General features: G+C 49.4%; 16 protein-coding genes and 2 rRNA genes. 16 read left to right on the top strand and 2 right to left on the bottom strand.

All coding sequences use genetic code 11. The features are described 5' to 3' along the window. From LUCIF_RS20415 to LUCIF_RS20400, 4 genes are all read left to right on the top strand, one after another. Window positions 1-215, top strand: a 23S ribosomal RNA gene (locus LUCIF_RS20415); the annotation flags it as partial. A 70-nt stretch (window positions 216-285) separates the two neighbouring features. Further along, window positions 286-402, top strand: a 5S ribosomal RNA gene (gene rrf / locus LUCIF_RS20410). Between the two features lie 116 nt (window positions 403-518). Then, a complete protein-coding gene (locus tag LUCIF_RS20405) occupies window positions 519-1,553 on the top strand; it encodes an FAD:protein FMN transferase (RefSeq protein WP_122629691.1) in 1,035 nt (344 codons plus the stop codon). Window position 1,554: 1 nt separating this feature from the next. Further along, on the top strand, window positions 1,555-2,199 hold the full coding sequence (locus LUCIF_RS20400) for an NUDIX hydrolase (RefSeq protein WP_122629688.1): 645 nt from the start codon (window positions 1,555-1,557) through the stop codon (window positions 2,197-2,199). Between the two features lie 103 nt (window positions 2,200-2,302). Here the strand turns inward: LUCIF_RS20400 and LUCIF_RS20395 are convergent, their stop codons facing one another. Further along, window positions 2,303-2,578 carry a hypothetical protein gene (locus LUCIF_RS20395; protein WP_122629687.1) on the bottom strand — a complete coding sequence of 92 codons (276 nt, stop codon included), beginning with the start codon at window positions 2,576-2,578 and terminating at the stop codon, window positions 2,303-2,305. Between the two features lie 477 nt (window positions 2,579-3,055). Here LUCIF_RS20395 and LUCIF_RS20390 point away from each other — a divergent pair, with 477 nt between their 5' ends. From LUCIF_RS20390 to LUCIF_RS20335, 12 genes are all read left to right on the top strand, one after another. After that, the gene (locus tag LUCIF_RS20390; RefSeq protein WP_122629686.1) at window positions 3,056-4,306 is read left to right on the top strand and encodes a dicarboxylate/amino acid:cation symporter; all 1,251 of its coding nucleotides are present in this window, start codon (window positions 3,056-3,058) and stop codon (window positions 4,304-4,306) included. 163 nt (window positions 4,307-4,469) lie between these two features. Beyond that, window positions 4,470-5,501, top strand: coding sequence for a glycosyl hydrolase family 18 protein (locus tag LUCIF_RS20385; protein WP_207858175.1), 1,032 nt, complete (start codon window positions 4,470-4,472; stop codon window positions 5,499-5,501). A 135-nt stretch (window positions 5,502-5,636) separates the two neighbouring features. Then, window positions 5,637-5,876 (top strand): copper ion binding protein, encoded by a 240-nt coding sequence (locus tag LUCIF_RS20380; protein ID WP_243638769.1) that lies wholly within the window; start codon window positions 5,637-5,639, stop codon window positions 5,874-5,876. A 187-nt stretch (window positions 5,877-6,063) separates the two neighbouring features. Continuing rightward, window positions 6,064-7,500, top strand: coding sequence for an LCP family protein (locus LUCIF_RS20375; RefSeq protein WP_122629685.1), 1,437 nt, complete (start codon window positions 6,064-6,066; stop codon window positions 7,498-7,500). A 98-nt stretch (window positions 7,501-7,598) separates the two neighbouring features. After that, the gene (gene mrdA / locus LUCIF_RS20370; RefSeq protein WP_122629684.1) at window positions 7,599-9,425 is read left to right on the top strand and encodes a penicillin-binding protein 2; all 1,827 of its coding nucleotides are present in this window, start codon (window positions 7,599-7,601) and stop codon (window positions 9,423-9,425) included. A 59-nt stretch (window positions 9,426-9,484) separates the two neighbouring features. After that, window positions 9,485-10,129, top strand: a complete 645-nt coding sequence (locus LUCIF_RS20365; protein ID WP_122629683.1) for a precorrin-2 dehydrogenase/sirohydrochlorin ferrochelatase family protein — start codon at window positions 9,485-9,487, stop codon at window positions 10,127-10,129. After that, entirely contained in the window at window positions 10,098-11,414 is a 1,317-nt protein-coding gene (gene hemA, locus LUCIF_RS20360) for a glutamyl-tRNA reductase (protein ID WP_122629682.1), read from the top strand. The genes LUCIF_RS20365 and hemA overlap by 32 nt, the downstream gene beginning before the upstream one ends. Continuing rightward, window positions 11,377-12,303, top strand: coding sequence for a hydroxymethylbilane synthase (hemC, locus tag LUCIF_RS20355; protein WP_122629681.1), 927 nt, complete (start codon window positions 11,377-11,379; stop codon window positions 12,301-12,303). The genes hemA and hemC overlap by 38 nt, the downstream gene beginning before the upstream one ends. Further along, entirely contained in the window at window positions 12,300-13,826 is a 1,527-nt protein-coding gene (cobA, locus tag LUCIF_RS20350; protein WP_122629680.1) for a uroporphyrinogen-III C-methyltransferase, read from the top strand. The genes hemC and cobA overlap by 4 nt, the downstream gene beginning before the upstream one ends. After that, window positions 13,819-14,793: a porphobilinogen synthase gene (gene hemB, locus LUCIF_RS20345; protein WP_122629679.1), complete on the top strand. Its 975-nt coding sequence runs from the start codon at window positions 13,819-13,821 to the stop codon at window positions 14,791-14,793. The genes cobA and hemB overlap by 8 nt, the downstream gene beginning before the upstream one ends. Window positions 14,794-14,925: 132 nt before the next feature. After that, complete coding sequence (hemL, locus tag LUCIF_RS20340) at window positions 14,926-16,233, top strand: glutamate-1-semialdehyde 2,1-aminomutase (protein ID WP_207858177.1); 1,308 nt, start codon at window positions 14,926-14,928, stop codon at window positions 16,231-16,233. A 266-nt stretch (window positions 16,234-16,499) separates the two neighbouring features. Further along, a complete protein-coding gene (locus tag LUCIF_RS20335) occupies window positions 16,500-16,883 on the top strand; it encodes an ATP-binding protein (RefSeq protein WP_122629677.1) in 384 nt (127 codons plus the stop codon). Between the two features lie 187 nt (window positions 16,884-17,070). On the opposite strand, the gene LUCIF_RS20330 is transcribed toward LUCIF_RS20335, so the two are convergent. Beyond that, window positions 17,071-17,255: transposase (locus LUCIF_RS20330; protein ID WP_207858173.1), on the bottom strand; the 185-nt coding region annotated here is incomplete at its 5' end.

Genomic DNA, 17,255 nt, shown 5'->3' with positions numbered 1-17,255 from the left:
GGTGTACCAGTTATCCCGCCAGGGGTACAGCTGGGTAGCTACGTCCGGAACGGATAAACGCTGAAAGCATCTAAGCGTGAAACCAGCCTTAAGATGAGGTCTCTCATAGTGTAGACTAGTAAGACCCCTTAGAGATGATAAGGTAGATAGGCCAGGTGTGGAAGTCCTGTAAGGGATGAAGCTGACTGGTACTAATCGGTCGAGGGCTTGACTTCATGATTTGCTTATCTTTCTTCTGTGAAGTTTTGAGGGAATATACCCTTTGGGAGATTCACCTCTTAAAAATCCGGTGGCGATCGCTGTGGGGATCCACCTGTTCCCATACCGAACACAGTAGTTAAGCCCACAAACGCCGAAAGTACTTGGCTGGAAACGGCCTGGAAGGATAGGAAGTTGCCGGTTCGCAAAAACGCTTATCATTTTGATAAGCGTTTTTTGTATTATAAAGGAGGGCCCTTTTGCATGTTCGGGATTTTTGCGGTAGAATATGGAGTGAGAAATTAAAAAGGACGGGTAATATGAAACAAAACCGCAGTGTACTTTTTATAGTTTTGCTAATATTGGTTATGACAGGCGGCTTCTGGGCGTGGAAAGGAATGAACTCATCCAAGCCATACAAAGAGACTCAGTTTTTAATGGATACAATTATTGAAATAACAGCTTACGGCCCTAACCGGGAGGAAGCAGTCAAGGCCGCTTTCGACGAATACCGGCGATTACATGTTCTCACTAATAATTTTGATGCCAACAGTCAAGTCAGCAAGATTAATCAAATGGCCGGCAAGGAAAAGGTGGTTGTGGACCCGGATCTTGTTCAAATGATTAAACGCTCGGTAGAAATGGCGGATAAGCTTGACGGCGCAATTGATATTACGGTCGGACCGCTTACGGATCTTTGGGGTATTGGCCGGAAGGGAGACTTTGTTCCAAGCCAGGCGCAGATTCAGGCTGTCTTACCACTTGTTAATTACCGGTTGGTGCAAATTGATGAGAAAAACAATACCGTTTATCTGCCTAAGGCCGGAATGATGCTTGACCTGGGCGCTGTCGCCAAAGGGTATGCGACGGACAAAGCCATTGAAATTCTTAAGGAAAAGGGAATTAAATCAGCGCTGGTAAATGCCGGCGGGGATGTACGGGTTATAGGAACCCGTCCCGACGGCAAACCGTGGCGCATCGGAGTGCAGGATCCGCGTAACGAGAATGGAGTAAGTGCCAAAATGGCGCTTACTCCTTGGGATACGATGGAGACATCGGGAGATTATCAGCGTTATATTATGCATAACGGGGTTCGTTATTGCCATATCCTGGACCCGCATACAGGCTGGCAACCAAAGTCGGGCGTCGCCAGTGTAACTATTGTGAATAATAATTCGGGCGACGGCGATCTATTCAGTACGGCCTTATTTGTTCTGGGACCCGAAAAAGGTCTGGAAAAATTACGGCAGTTTCCTGGTAATGAAGCAATCATGATTATGACGGATGGAAGAGTTATTGTTACTCCGGGACTGAAAGGGAAAGTGGAATTAACCGGAAAAAGCGGAGATCAATAATATGAACCGGGATTTTTGTCAGCAGATACAACAGCTTTTATCCGACAGGCCGGCGATGAATCTTTGTGAATATGATTTTGCGCCATCGGCAGTGCTGTTACCTTTAGTCATACAGGGAGAAGAACCGGCGGTGTTGTTTGAAATCCGGTCGGAAAAACTCCATCGTCAGCCGGGAGAAATCTGTTTTCCCGGCGGGCGCATTGAGAAGACCGACGCCCGGCCGGTGGCGGCCGCTTTGCGGGAAACTTGTGAAGAATTGGGGGTTTGTCGGCAACAGATTGCGGTGTTGGGACCGCTTGACTATGTTGTCAGCCCTATCGGCGTTTTATTGTACCCCTTTGTGGGTTATATTGATAACGTGCAGACGATTCGGCCCAATCAGGACGAGGTAGGGGCTGTTTTTACGGTACCGCTGCATTGGCTGGTAGCGGCAGAACCGCTGGTAGCCCATATGCAGATGGCAACGAAGCCGCAGGATGATTTTCCTTTTGATTTGTTGCCGGATGACTATCCCAAAGACTGGAAAATCCGTACTACCTATCCCTTGCTGTTTTATCAATACGGGAAATATACTATTTGGGGTCTGACAGCTAAAGTACTGCATAATTTTCTCTCTTTATACAAAACCAGTTTTGTCGGTGCATAACTTAAAAACCCTCAGCAACCGCTGAGGGTTTTTAAGTTATGCTAAGTTTTTCCTGCGCCTTGCGCTATGAGCCATGAGGCGAAAGACCCCGTAGCGTTTTTTCTTATTGCAAAACGGTTGCAATACGCCAGGATGTACCATGAACGGCCTGATTGTAAACGTCGGTGATGGTTTCAAACAAAGTGGCCCGTTTTACAGTCCTCTTTTTAGTAAGTAGTGAGAACTTAAACCAGCGTCCTTCCCGGGAAAGTTGATACAACATATTGTTAATCTCAAGGTGAATCGTTTTTCGTGGGGAGTTAGTCAGTGCGTCTTCCAGCATTTTAACGGCAGGGCCGTTGAGTGGTGGTGTAATAGCGGTCGATTGGTCATCTTTCATAACACACGCCCCCTTGATGTATTAACTATTTAGTTGTCTTTTTTAGTATATCATTTATTCTCTGAAAAACTGGAGCAGCATATACGGCAAAAAAAGCCGAAAAATGAAAATAGCGAAGAGTATCCGTTGAAAAACTGCCTTTTACACAAGATTCAGATTATTTTTGCATATAATATATACTTGACAAAGAAGATGGAATTATAACCAGAAATATATAATTGAAGTGTAAACTTGAATGTGAAAAAACATGAATAAAGTACAGTGATGGAGGACAGAACAACAGCTTATAAAAATGAGAAAATAGTTTACTAATTCTCGAAAAAGTAGTAAAATAGTTAATAATAATTCTGAATTTTCGGCTTATGTTTTTATTAAATAGGTATGGATTTTTTCTATAAAGCCTGATATACTTTTGGAGTGTACAGTCTTTGGGTTCTTTATGTTACATAGTAACAAATTTATTGAAGGGGGCTTATTATGGCGGAAACAAAAAAAGGGATGGGTCTTACTACCCAAATTTTCGTCGGTCTTATTCTCGGTATCATTTTTGGTTATTTATTCCCCAAGTATGGTGTAGCATTAAAACCAATCGGCGACATGTTTATCCGTATGATTAAAATGATTGTTGTACCATTGATTTTCAGTTCATTAATTATGGGCATTGCCGGTACGGGTAATTTTAAAAAATTGGGCCGTCTGGGTGCCAAAGCAATTTTATGGTTTGAACTGGCAACGACGCTGGCTCTGATCGTCGGCTTGTTTGTTGTTAATGTGTTTCAGCCTGGTGCGGGTGTCGCGGTAGGCCATGTTGATGCCAGCGCGGCGGCTGCGGCAGCTAAGAAATCTATTGAACTGACTCATATGTTGGTAAACATTGTGCCGACCAACATCATTGATGCGGCCGGCCGGGGCGATATGCTGCAAATTATTTTCTTTTCCACCTTCTTTGGGGTTGCCGCCGCTTCTATGGGGGCCAAAGGGGAACCGGTTGTAAAACTGGCGACCAGTATTGCCGAAATTATGTTTAAGTTTACTTACTATGTCATGAGATTAGCTCCAATTGGAGTTTTTGCCCTAATTTCCCATACGGTGGCTATGTTTGGTTTAGGGATGCTGATTCCTCTGGCGAAATTAATTTTGTCATTATATTTTGCCTTGGTTGTGTTTGTTTTATGTGTATTGATGGGAGCCTCGGCAATTATCCGGGTAAATTTCTTTCATTTGCTGCGGGCAATTAAAGAACCCATTCTAATTGCTTTTTCTACGGCCTCCAGTGAAGCCGCCTTGCCGGTAGCAATGGAGAAGCTGGAGAAATTCGGTATCCCCAAACATATTGTGACGTTTGTCTTACCGACGGGTTATACGTTCAACCTGGACGGTTCCACTTTGTATAGTGCGTTGGCAGTCGTATTTATTGCTCAAGTATATGGTATACATTTCCCTCTGTCGCAACAGATATTAATGTTACTCACGTTAATGCTGTCAACAAAAGGAATTGCGGCTGTGCCTGGCGCTTCACTGATTGTAATTGCCGGGACCGCCGCTGCGTTCGGACTGCCGGTGGAAGGGATCGCCATTATTTTAGGTATCGACCGGATATTGGATATGGCGCGTACGGCCTGCAACCTGATTGGTAACTGTGTGGCGACCGTAGTGGTAGCCCGTTGGGAAAACGAGCTACCCGATGATGTATTGCAAGTTGCCTATTCGCAAAGTTACGAAGATTAATTTAGCCGGTTATTTCAGGTAATTGGCGGGCGGAGCAGATTTTGCTCCGCTTTTTTGCTTTTTCATTAATGCATAACAAATGCGGACTGGCCAATACTAAAAAATAAATTAGTATTGGAAAGGATGATCACAGGTGCGCTATTCGAGAGGAATAACTGTTTCGGTGTTAATTGTTTTTTTGGCGGCAGTTTTTATGGCTTTCGGCGGTTGTGCTAAAAAACCGGCGCCAAAACCGCTGCCGGGCACACCGGGTTCCATGTTCTCCCATCCCCGCATAGTGGTCGGTTATTATGAGAATCCCTGGCCGGGTACTTCCGACGTGACCGGCTCCTTTCCCAGTATGAAGGCAAATTATAAAAGCATCTCCGCCGTAGGGCCGTTCTGGTACCGGGCGACGAAAGACGGGACACTGGAAGCCAAGGACAGTCAGGTTGTTTATAATACCGCCAGGAATTTGGGACTAAAGGTATATCCGCTGGTAACCAACAAGTCGGGTGCTACCGATGATATTCTGGGAGACCCCACCACCCGCAGCAAGGTTATTGATAATATTGTCAAATTGGTGCAGGAAAAAAAATACGACGGGATCAATATTGATTTTGAATTGCTCCCGCCGAAGCACCGCGATAATTTGACGGCGTTCATGGCGGAACTGTATCCCAAAATGAAGGCCATTAATAAGACTTTGATCATTTCGGTATTTCCGCAAGTCGATGTGGCCAAAGATGTATCAGGAGCCTATAACTATCCGGAGTTGGCAAAATCTGCTGACTATTTACAGATTATGACGTATGACCACCATTATTCCAATTCGCCTCCCGGCCCCATCGCCGCTATCGACTGGTATGAAAAAAATGTAAAGTATGCCATTGACCAGTGCGGGGCCCAAAAAATACTTGTCGGGGTTGGTGTGTACGGCTATGACTGGCCGCCATCGGGAGATGCCGAAACCGTCACCTATGCCGATGCGATTACCCGGGCGAAAAAAGCGGGAGTCAAGATCTTGTACGATGATAACAACCAGGCGCCTCATTTTAAATACAATGACCATGAGGTTTGGTTCGAAGATGATAAAAGCGTCGGTGCCAAACTGGATGTTGTCGCGAAGTACAACCCGGCGGGAATAGCCATATGGCGTTTGGGTCAGGAACAACCGGAGGTCTGGAAGGTTATTAATGAGAAATTTCCTAAATAAGAAGGAGAAAAAAACCTGCCGAATAGTACGGCAGGTTTTTCTTTTCTTAAAAAGAATATACTTTAATATTAATAGTGTATAGGTTATGGTTAAAGTCCAATTAGTTACCGATACAGATAGGAGGAGGTTTTTTGCGTGTGTAAGACTTGCGGTTGTCAGGGAACGGAAATAACCAAGCAAACGATGACTGTGGAGGGGATGAGCTGCAATCACTGCAAAAATGCCGTGGAGAAGGCAGCAAGGGCGCTTCCGGGCGTTCTGGCCGCGGAAGTGGACTTGGCGGCTAATCAATTAACCGTGGAATACAATCCCGGAAAATCGAACTTGGAGGAGATTAAGACAGCAGTTGAAGAAGCCGGATATACTGTGGTCTAAAAACTTGACTAAGCCTAGTTGGTTTTGTTATACTTTTAAATAAGCCCCCAAAATGGGGGCTTATTTAATATGAGCTTGTTAAAAAATGAATTTGCCGTCATCTTCAGGGATTGGCGGAGTCTGTTTAGTCTCATGATTGGGATATAATCAGAGTTTATCTATTCGAATGGGGAAGGGATGGTTAGTCATGACATCGCGACTGGAGAAGCGGTTGGAAAATCAGCGGAGCCAACGTGTTAAAGTCTGGTCGATCCTGTTGATGCTGATACTGTTTACCCTGGTAGCGACTGCCAGTTATCTGTGGTTTAGCGGCGGCACGCTGGAGAAGGCCAGACGGAATGCAGCTGGTCTGATTTCGCCCGGTTCAAATAAAGTGAATATACTGGTTATGGGAGTAGACGAGCGGCAAGAGGATGTCGGCCGTTCCGACACTCTATTTCTCCTTACTGTCGATACTAAGACCAATGCTGTATCGCTACTTTCTGTTCCGCGCGACACACGGGTAAAAATACCCGGACACGGCTGGGATAAAATCAACAGTGCTTTTGCTTACGGCGGCCATAAATTGTCACAAGAGGCCGTTGAGGATTTACTGGGTATCGGTATAGATTATTATATAAAGATTAATTTTGCCGGTTTTAAGAAAATTATCGACGCAGTCGGCGGAGTAGATATTAATGTTGAGAAACGGATGCATTATGCTGACCCGTATGATGATAACGGCGGGTTATACATTGACTTGAAACCGGGGCTGCAGCATATGGACGGGGCGACAGCCATTCAGTATGTGCGGTATCGCGATGAAGAGGGAGATATCGGCCGTATCGGGCGCCAGCAGAAATTTATGAAAGCGATGCTGAAAGAGGTAATTAGCCCGGCTATAATTACCCGCATTCCGTCTATTATCCAGGAAGTCGTTGGCGCCATTGATACCAATATGTCAACCAGTGAGATGCTTAATTTGGCCAAGATTCTTAACGAAGCCTATAAACAGGGGCTGCAGACCGATATGGTGCCGGGAAAGCCAGCTTATATTAACGATATCAGCTATTGGCTGCCGGATATTTCCTTGTTGCGTACCCATGTCGCCCAAATCGAAGGGATTCCTCTGGACAACCGGTACCGGGAAACCAGCCGGCGAATGGCCGGCGAATATCAAAACTCCATTCCCCGGGAAATGAAAGTTACGGAGGCGCCGGCGAAAGCCTTGCAACTGATAAAACCGGTTAAGCCGAACAAGCCGGATAAAACCAACCTGGAGGAAAAACCCAAGCCGCCCGATCAGCCGGCCCCGCCGCCCCGGCCGAAACAACCGGATGCTCCGGCTGCGAAAACGAGCGCTGAACCGGCCCGGATCCGCATTGATATTGTTAACGCCAGCGGGGTAGCCGATGCCGGGGAAAAGGTGGCGGCTCTACTCCGTAATGAAGGGTTCGAGGTTACGGGGGTGACAAATATTACCGCTCCCTATAAAAATACGGTTGTTGTATCGAACACGACCGACAGTGCCGTGGTCAATCATCTTACGGGACTGCCCTTCAAATACTCCTTGCAGGTAACTAAGGATGACAGCAAGTCGACACAAGCAACTGTTGTACTTGGCACGGATTATGCAAATCAATAACAATTTCTAATTTTACCGCCTGAGATAGGCGGTTTTTTCTTACTCCCGTTAGGTCATAATAAACAGGAACGGAAATGTCTAATTCAGGAGAGGTTGACATGCTGGAAACGGAGGAAGGCCGCAGAATTAAAATATTGTATTTTATTGTGCTGCTGGTGATTGGCTTTTTGATTGTCAGGCTCGCCTGGCTGCAATTACTGCAGGGAACACAATATAAAAAGATTGCCGATCAAAACCGGATTCGTCAGCAGATAATACAGGCGCCGCGAGGCACCATATATGATCGGAATGGAGCTATTTTGGTAGCAAACCGTCCCAGTTTTGCCATCTCGGTTCTTCCGTCGGACTATACCAATCCGGCGAAAGAAACACCGCTGCTGGCGGAGATTACCGGAGTTAGCGCCGAAGAAATCGAAAAGATGATTGCGGCGGGAGCGGAGTTTCCCTACCAGCCGGTACGGATAAGACGGGATGCGGATGAGGCCATGCTGGCCAAAATTAGTGAGCGCAAAAGTTATTTGCCGGGGGTTGTAACGGAAGCAGTGCCTGTGCGGCAGTATCTTTATAAAACCTTGGCCGCCCAGGTATTGGGGTATGTAGGCATTATCAGTGAAGAGGAATATGCCAAACATAAGAATCAGGGATATTTGCCAACCGACCTGATTGGTAAAGACGGATTGGAATATGTGTGGGAAAGCTGGCTGCGGGGAGTGGACGGCGGGCAGCAGGTTGAAGTCAATGCAGCCGGCGAGGAAGTTGGCATTATTGGTACCCGTCCGCCGGTACCCGGCCGGGGAATTGTGTTGACATTGGATGCCAATTTACAAAAAGTGGCCGAAGAAGCGTTGGATTCGCAAATTAAAAAGGACCGGAATGCCGGTATCCCGGCGAAAGGGGGGGCCGTTATTGTTTTGGATACCCATAGCGGAGCGGTCCTGGCAATGGCTAGCGCTCCTTCTTTTGACCCCAACCTGTTTGCCAGTGGCATCAGCAGCCTGGATTGGAACGCCCTGATCAGCAATCCGGATACACCGCTGACGAACCGGGCAATCCAGAACATGTACCCGCCGGGATCGGTGTTTAAGATTGTTACGGCATCGGCTGCTCTGGATACAGGCTGTACGACCCCGTCGGAAATCTTCGTGGATAAGGGAGTGTATTATTTGGCGGGCTGGCAGTTTTTCGGCTGGGACCCTAAAGGACTGGGCCGGCTGAATTTAGCGGATGCAATTACCTGGTCCAGCGACCCGGTTTTTTATGAGCTTGGCCGCCGGCTGGGAGTGGACCGGTTGGCTTCTTATGCCCTGACATTTGGGTTAGGCCAAAAGACAGGTATTCATCTGCCGGGAGAAGTTGCCGGCAATGTACCCACGGAAGAGTGGAAACTGAAGACCTATGGCGAGCCGTGGTATCCGGGAGAAAGCCTGATTGCCGCCATTGGCCAGGGGTATTACCTGACGACACCGTTACAGCAGGCTATGCTGCTAATGACTGTAGCTAACGGAGGAATTCAGTATAAACCCAGATTGGTAGATAAGATATTAAAGCAGGACGGTTCCACATATCAGTCTTTCCCGCCGGAAGTGCTTCGTACGGTTTATCTGAAACCGGAATATTGGGATACGATCCGGCAGGGATTAAAAGGGGTTGTCAGCCAGGGGACGGCCACCAGCGTTTTTCAAGGGTATCCGGGTACGCTGGCCGGTAAGACCGGTTCGGCTGAGACGGGAACAGGGACAACCCATTCCTGGTTTTCTTGCTATGCACCTGCCGAGAATCCGAAGATCGCCGTAACCGCCTTCGTGGAGGACGGAGAGGACGGTTCGGTATCGGCAGCACCGATTGTACGCACTGTATTGGAGGCCTATTTCGGCTTCCGGAAAAATTCGCCGCCGGATGTACGTCAGCCTGGTAAAAGTGATTAGTGAAAATACTATTAAGCTTGGGCGAAAAATGTGCTAAGATAGTGATGGGATGTGAGAAGATGCAGGATTATCCGATTAATTTACGTATAGCCGGCCGTTCCTGCGTGGTTATTGGCGGCGGAACCGTTGCCGCCCGTAAGGTTGTACCCCTGCTAGCCGCGGGGGGGCATGTAACCATTATAAGCCCGGCAATGAATCCGTTGCTGCAGAAGATGGCTGAAGCCGGAGAAATAGAGCATGTGGCCAAGGCGTATGAAACGGGCGACCTAAAGCCGTTTTTTCTGGTCATTTGCGCTGCCGATAATCCGGTAGTCAATGCCCGGGCGGCCAGGGAGGCCCATAGCCTGGGTATATTGGTCAATGTTACGGATGACCCGGAGCAGGGCAATTTTATTGTGCCGGCCCAAGTGGCCCGCGGCCGACTTTTATTTACTGTTTCCACGGGTGGCCAAAGTCCGGCCCTGGCGCGGCGGCTGCGGGAAGAGTTGGAAGAACGCTATGGCGTGGAATATGGAACCTATCTGGAATTGATTGCCCAAGTGCGCTCCGAACTAAAGCAGAAATTGCCGGCTTTTCCGGAACGGGAACGATTTTGGCGGGAATTGATTGACCGTGATGTGCTTACCTTATTACGGGAAGGCAGGATTAAAGAGGCGGAGGAACGAATTCGACATGCAACTGGTTGTATTGGGACTGAATCATAAAACGGCGCCGGTGGAGATCCGGGAATGCTTTTCCTTTTCGGCAGAGCAAGTTAAAAAGGCTTTGCAGCATATTTATGAGTACGAAGTGCTTGAAGAGTGCGTGATTTTATCTACCTGCAACCGGACGGAGATGTACGCTGTTGTGGATGACGCCCGTGAGGCATTCCCGGTGATGCGGGACTTTTTGGAACGGATGAGTGTCAATCCGCTGCGCTCGGATGAACATTTGTTTTACTACACCGAGGAGAAGGCCATCCTGCATTTGTTCCGGGTGGCATCCAGCCTTGATTCGTTAGTAATTGGCGAAGGCCAGATTCTGAGTCAGGTAAAGACGGCCTATTCCATCGCCCGGGATGGGGGGACCACCAGTACGGTGCTGAATACTTTATTCAACCGGGCAATTGCCGTGGGCAAGAAAGTTCGTACGGAGACGAAAATTGCCTATAATGCCGTTTCGGTGAGTTATACGGCAGTAGAATTGGCGAAAAAAGTTTTTGGTGATTTGTCTGCTTCCAATGTTCTCATTCTCGGCGCCGGGGAGATGAGTGAACTTACGGCCCGGCACCTAGTGGGTAATGGTGTGAAAACAGTGTTTGTTTCCAACCGCAATTATCAGCGGGCGGCGCATCTGGCGGAACGTTTCCAGGGAATTGCCGTACCCTTTGAAAGTTTTATGCAAAGTGCCGTGGATGCCGATATTATCATTACCTCTACCGGTGCCCCTCATTATATTATCCGGGCCTGGGATGTGGCGCACCTGATGACGAAACGGCAAGGCCGGCCCATTGTGTTGATTGATATTGCTGTGCCCCGGGACGTAGAACCGGAGGTTGGCGCTATTAACGGAGTAAGTCTTTTTGATATTGACGACTTAGAGGCCGTGGTAGAGTCCAACATTCGGGAACGGGAGCAGGAGGCCCGCCTTGCGGAAGAAATTATCCAGACGGAATTAACGGAAGTTCTGAACAAATTACGCTATTTATCATTTCGCCCGGTTATGGCCCGTCTAACCGATAAGGTGGAACGGATCCGGCAGCGGGAGATGAAACGGGCCATGGCAAAATGGCCGGATATTTCGGCGGATGAACGTAAAGTTCTGGAAAATATGTCGCGAATGATGATGCGAAAGATATTGCGTGACCCGATGATAAAAATCAATGAGGCTGCGGGAACGGGAAAAGAGCAGTATTATTTAGAAGCGATATCAAGCTTGTTTAAATTGGATGAAATAGGAGAGGAACCAAACCGTGAGAAAAAAACTTGTCGTCGGTACGCGGGGCAGTAAACTGGCTCTATGGCAGGCCAATCATATTGCCTCCCGGCTGCGGGCGGAATATCCCGGAATGGAAGTGGAACTGAAACATATTGTTACGACCGGGGATAAAATCCGGGATGTGCCGCTGGCTAAAATTGGCGGCAAAGGCCTATTTACCAAAGAGCTGGAAAGAGCCATGCTGGCAGGCGACATTGATCTGGCTGTCCATAGTTTAAAGGATATGCCTACGGAATTGCCGCCGGGATTGGTGCTGGCAGCAGTGACTGAGCGGGAAAATCCGCTGGATGCACTGATTAGTCCTCGCTATGGTACTATTGATAATCTACCCCACGGGGCTCAGGTGGGGACCTCCAGTTTGCGGCGCCGGGCCCAGCTTCTGCACTACCGGCCGGATTTGAGGCTGCATGATCTGCGGGGCAATATCGACACCCGGCTGAATAAGTTAGCTGCGGGGGAACTGGATGCAGTGGTGCTGGCAGTGGCGGGACTGCGGCGCCTGGGATGGGAAGACAAAATCACTCATCAGTTGCCGGTCAGCATTTGTGTGCCGGCGGTGGGTCAGGGGGCATTGGCCCTCGAAGCCCGCAGTGACGACCGGCAGGTCCTGGATATTTTGACAGCGTTAAATCACCGGCCCACGTACCGGGCGGCTGTTGCCGAAAGGGCTTATCTGGCGGTGGTTGAAGGCGGCTGTCAGGTTCCGGTCGGTGTATATGGACTGATTCAGAATGAAAATCTAATATTGGAAGCAGTTATTTTATCCCCGGACGGTTCCCGGGTGGTGCGGGACTTGCTTGAAGGCTCAGCGCAACAGGCTGCGGCATTGGGTGAACGTTTGGCCCGGAATATGCTGGCTGCCGGCGGCCGGGATATACTGCGGGAGGGGAAAATACTTTGAAGCAGGGAATTGTTTACTTGGTAGGCGCCGGTCCGGGAGACTATAAACTCATCAGTATGAAGGCTGCCGAACTGATTTCGCTGGCGGAGGTGATTGTGTACGACCGTTTGGCGGATGACCGCCTGCTTGGCCTTGCCCGGCCCGATGTGGAACTTATCTATGTGGGGAAGGCTTCGAGCCGGCATACGATGAAGCAGGAGGAAATCAACCAGGTGCTGGTTGAAAAAGCCTTGGCAGGGAAAATGGTAGTCCGCCTGAAAGGGGGAGATCCCTTTGTTTTTGGCCGTGGCGGCGAAGAAGCCTTATATCTTTTACATAACGGCATACCCTTTGAGGTTGTGCCGGGAATTACTTCGGCGATTGCGGTTCCCGCCTATGCGGGAATTCCTGTTACACACCGGGGAATCGCCACTTCATTTGCTGTAGTTACCGGTCACGAAGACCCGCAAAAAGCCGAATCCAATATTCAATGGAATAAATTGGCTACGGGAGTGGATACCCTCCTGTTTTTAATGGGTGTGGAGAATCTGCCCTATATAACGACAAAACTAATGGAGAACGGTCTTGACGGAAAAACTCCGGCTGCCGTGGTCCGGTGGGGAACCAAACCGGAACAGGAAGTGCTGGTCACGACGGTAGCTACGGCGGCGGCAGATGTCGCCAGGGAGAATCTACAGCCGCCGGCTGTATTTATTGTCGGCCGGGTCGTAAACTTACGCCGGCAACTAGCCTGGTTTGACAATAAGCCATTATTCGGTAAAACGGTGATGGTTACCCGGGCCCGGGAGCAGGCCAGCCAGTTGACGGCTAGGCTGGAGGCTATGGGGGCCCGGTGCCTGGAAGCGCCGTCAATCCGTATTGCTCCGCCGGAAAGTTATGTTCCGCTGGATACCGCGATCGAAGCCATTGGGTCCTATCAATGGCTGATTTTTACCAGCGTAAACGGTGTGGAGGCATTTTTCTGCCGGCTGCACGCAGCCGGTAAAGATACCCGCAGCTTAGGGCTTAAGGTGGCAGCCATCGGTGCTCCGACAGCGGAACGTTTGTCGGCTTTCGGCGTTATAGCCGATCTCGTACCGCTGGAGTTCCGGGCCGAGGGGGTTATTGAAGCACTAACCGGCCGGATTGGCGCGGGAACCAAAATTTTGCTTCCCCGGGCGGCGGTGGCCCGGGATATTCTGCCGGAATCACTGCGCCGGATGGGTTGTCAGGTGGATGTCGTAGAGGCGTATCGTACGCTGCCAGGGGAATTTGACGGTCCGGAATTAGGAGAACGGCTGCGGGCCGGAGAAATTGACTTAATTACGTTTACCAGTTCTTCGACAGTAACCAATTTGCTAAGCCTTTTGGGTGAGGCGGGAAATGAATTGATTGCCAGGATTAAAGTAGCCTGTATTGGTCCGATTACGGCGGCGACCTGTTTGGAAAATGGAATTAAGCCGGAGATTATTGCCGAAGAATATACGATTCACGGGCTAGTCGCGGCGATTGTCGCTGCAGAGGGGAGGAATTCACTTGTTTAGTCCTTTTTTACGGCCGCGGCGTCTGCGGGCGTCGGCTGGTATCCGGGCGTTAGTGCGGGAAACGGAACTGAATGCCGCCGATTTTATTTATCCAATATTTGTCGTACCCGGTACAAATATTAAAAAGGAGATTCCGTCCATGCCGGGCATTTATCACTTATCGGCCGATATGGCGCTGGAAGAATCGCGGGAGGCCTATGACCTGGGAATCCCGGCAATATTGGTTTTTGGCCTGCCCGAATATAAGGATGCCGACGGGTCCAGCGCCTGGGATGACAGTAGTCCGGTCCAGCGGGCGATCCGGCTGATTAAGGAGGCGCTGCCGGAACTGGTGGTGGTAAGTGATGTGTGTATGTGCGAGTATACCAGTCATGGACACTGCGGCCATGTGGAAAACGGCAAGGTGGATAATGACGCAACGCTTGATTTATTGCGCAAGGTGGCTTTAAGCCATGCCAAAGCGGGGGCCGACATTGTGGCCCCATCGGATATGATGGACGGCCGGGTGCAAGTTATTCGCCAGATGCTCGACAGTGTTGGGTTTATTGATGTGGGAATTATGGCGTATTCGGCCAAATATGCTTCAGCCTACTATGGTCCGTTCCGGGAAGCGGCCGATTCGGCGCCCCAGTTTGGCGACCGCCGCACCTATCAGATGGACGCCGCCAATGCGCGGGAGGCGCTGCGGGAAGTAGAGCTGGATATTGCGGAGGGAGCCGACATTGTTATGGTAAAGCCGGCGTTGGCTTATCTGGATATTCTCCGCCAGGTGAGAGACCGGGTAACATTGCCGGTGGCGGCTTACAATGTCAGCGGTGAGTATGCCATGGTGAAAGCGGCGGCAGCCAATGGCTGGGTGGAGGAAAGGCAAATCGTGCTTGAGACGCTGCTGAGCATGAAGCGGGCCGGAGCGGATATGATCATTACCTATCATGCTCTTGAGGCTTCCCGGTGGCTGCAGCGATAATCGGACGGTTGGGCCATTGTGCAAGTTTCATCAGATCATGCGGATTTCAATATTGTTAGGTAAGCCGGTTTTGCGTTTTGCCGAAGCGGAAGAGGAGAAAAAATCGGCTCATTGGGTGGAGGTTTTTGGATGATGTTTAATTTGGAAAAATCGGCGCAGGCTTTTGCCGAAGCAAAACAATATATTCCCGGTGGAGTAAATAGTCCGGTACGCTCATTCCGGGGTGTGGGCGGTACTCCCCCGTTTATTGCGGGGGCGGCGGGCAGTAAAATTTATGATATTGACGGTCATGAATATATTGATTATGTGGGTTCCTGGGGACCGATGATTCTTGGGCATGCCCATCCGGCCGTGACGGAAGCGCTGCGGGAGGCTTTACAGCATGGAACGAGCTATGGGGCGCCGACCCTCCTGGAAACCGAACTGGCCAAAATGGTTGTCCGGCTCATGCCGTCCATAGAATTGGTTCGCATGGTCAATTCCGGTACGGAAGCGACGATGAGCGCCTTACGGCTGGCCCGGGCCTTCACGAAACGCAATAAAATTGTCAAATTTGCCGGCTGTTATCATGGGCATCATGACAGCTTGCTGGTGAAAGCCGGTTCCGGGGCAACCACCCTGGGTATTCCCGACAGTCCGGGCGTAACGGGGAATATTGCCGGGGAGACGCTTACTGCCGAATATAATGATGCAGACGGGCTGGAGCAACTGTTTGAACGGTATGGCGAAGAGATTGCCGCCGTAATCATTGAACCGGTGCCGGGAAATATGGGGATGGTATTGCCCAGGCCGGGTTATTTGCAACAAGTCCGGAATATTTCCCGGAAATATGGGGCACTATTAATTTTTGATGAGGTAATGACCGGCTTCCGGGTAGCCCTGGGTGGTGCTCAGGCATTGTACGGCATAACACCGGATTTAACTTGTCTCGGTAAAATAATTGGCGGTGGATTACCCGTAGGCGCTTACGGCGGCCGGCGGGATATTATGGAGCAGGTGGCTCCGGCGGGACCGGTTTACCAGGCCGGTACGCTCAGCGGCAATCCCCTGGCCATGGCTGCCGGCTTGACGACACTGCAAGTTTTAGCCGGGACGCCGTCAATTTATGAACAACTGGCGGCGAAAACGACATCCCTGTGTGATGGTATCCGGATTCAGGCGGACAAGTTCGACCTTACTCTACAATATCATAAAGCCGGTGCTATGTTTGGGATCTTTTTCAGCGCGGAACCGGTATATAATTATGAGACTGCGAAAAAAGCCGATACGACGTCCTTTGCCGTGTATTTTCAGGCCATGCTGGAGCAGGGCATATATCTGGCTCCGTCCCAGTTTGAGGCGGCCTTTATGTCCGCAGTTCATAGTGATGACGATATTGCTGCTACCGTTGCCGCCAGTGCAAGTGCGTTTGCCAGGGTGGCAGACAGCAAGACACGGTAAACTTTAATAAGGGCAAAAAACTGCCGCCAGACCGAAGGGCGGCAGTTTTTTGTGCAGATGCGTTCTGACCTGCGCCATAAGCCGAAAGACCGCATAGCGGTTTTTCTCATGGTATTCTCCTATCAGGTATGATATGATTTTGCTATACGAATTCTCGCATTGATATATTCTTCCTGGGGAATGGACAGCATCGTTTTTTCAGAGAACGCGTCAGCGGTTTTTCTCATTGTCCGGATTTCTATTATTGGGTGGGAAGGAGACTCGATATGAAGGAATATGAATTTTCATCATTGCCCGAGTTCGCTGCGCTGCGAGACCGCATCCGAAATGATGTGCAAGAGTTATGTCCTGAAGAAGGCGGTTATCTTTTTCTCGTAGTTAATGAGGCGGTGAATAACGCGCTGTTTCATGGCAATCAAGAGGATCCGGCAAAGAAGGTTTGGGTGCGGCTGGTAAAATCACCTGCCGATATTTGCATCATTGTGCGGGATGAAGGGACAGGCTACAATCCCGAACGGTTGGAAAAGGAGGAAATCTCTGCCTGGGCTGAGCGGGGCAGGGGTTTGGATATTATCCGGCTATATGTTGATTCGGTTTCTTTTAATCAACAAGGCAATGAAATTGTGATCCGTAAACGTACGGTCTGTTGAAACGCGGGACGAAACAGAGCGCCTTTGGCTGCCGAAAAGAATCACTGTTGTTTTGACAGAGGCCACTGAAGAACTTGTAGTTTTTCGGAGCAAAGCTCAAGAGTAAGAAATAAAAGACGACCCTTATTCCCAATTTTGGGATAATGGTCGTCTTTTACTATCTGGAAAAACCTTTATAACTTGTCTCTTATTTTATCAGTTTCAATATTCTCTTTATATTAACAGTAAATATCGCCATCGCCCCTTGTAACTCCATGCCAACAAGACCCGAAGATGACGCTACGTCATACCCGTGCCTGTGTTTGAGTTCACTGTTTTTAGCCTCAATCTTGTAGCGCTCTTTCGCCTTTTCCTTGAAGTACTCGCTTTCCT

The organism is Allolucifera butyrica, assembly GCF_900476375.1.
In the GTDB taxonomy this organism is placed as follows: domain Bacteria; phylum Bacillota; class Negativicutes; order Sporomusales; family UPPP01; genus Lucifera; species Lucifera butyrica.
The sequence above is the reverse complement of the archived record's forward strand: the minus strand, read 5'-3'. Positions and strand labels throughout refer to the sequence as shown.

Excerpts from the sequence above, each read along its gene's own strand:
- LUCIF_RS20405 (WP_122629691.1), top strand. The coding sequence starts at position 519 with ATGAAACAAAACCGCAGTGTACTTTTTATAGTTTTGCTAATATTGGTT.
- LUCIF_RS20400 (WP_122629688.1), top strand. The coding sequence starts at position 1,555 with ATGAACCGGGATTTTTGTCAGCAGATACAACAGCTTTTATCCGACAGG.
- LUCIF_RS20395 (WP_122629687.1), bottom strand. The coding sequence starts at position 2,578 with ATGAAAGATGACCAATCGACCGCTATTACACCACCACTCAACGGCCCT.
- LUCIF_RS20390 (WP_122629686.1), top strand. The coding sequence starts at position 3,056 with ATGGCGGAAACAAAAAAAGGGATGGGTCTTACTACCCAAATTTTCGTC.
- LUCIF_RS20375 (WP_122629685.1), top strand. The coding sequence starts at position 6,064 with ATGACATCGCGACTGGAGAAGCGGTTGGAAAATCAGCGGAGCCAACGT.
- mrdA (WP_122629684.1), top strand. The coding sequence starts at position 7,599 with ATGCTGGAAACGGAGGAAGGCCGCAGAATTAAAATATTGTATTTTATT.
- LUCIF_RS20365 (WP_122629683.1), top strand. The coding sequence starts at position 9,485 with ATGCAGGATTATCCGATTAATTTACGTATAGCCGGCCGTTCCTGCGTG.
- hemA (WP_122629682.1), top strand. The coding sequence starts at position 10,098 with ATGCAACTGGTTGTATTGGGACTGAATCATAAAACGGCGCCGGTGGAG.
- hemL (WP_207858177.1), top strand. The coding sequence starts at position 14,926 with ATGTTTAATTTGGAAAAATCGGCGCAGGCTTTTGCCGAAGCAAAACAA.
- LUCIF_RS20335 (WP_122629677.1), top strand. The coding sequence starts at position 16,500 with ATGAAGGAATATGAATTTTCATCATTGCCCGAGTTCGCTGCGCTGCGA.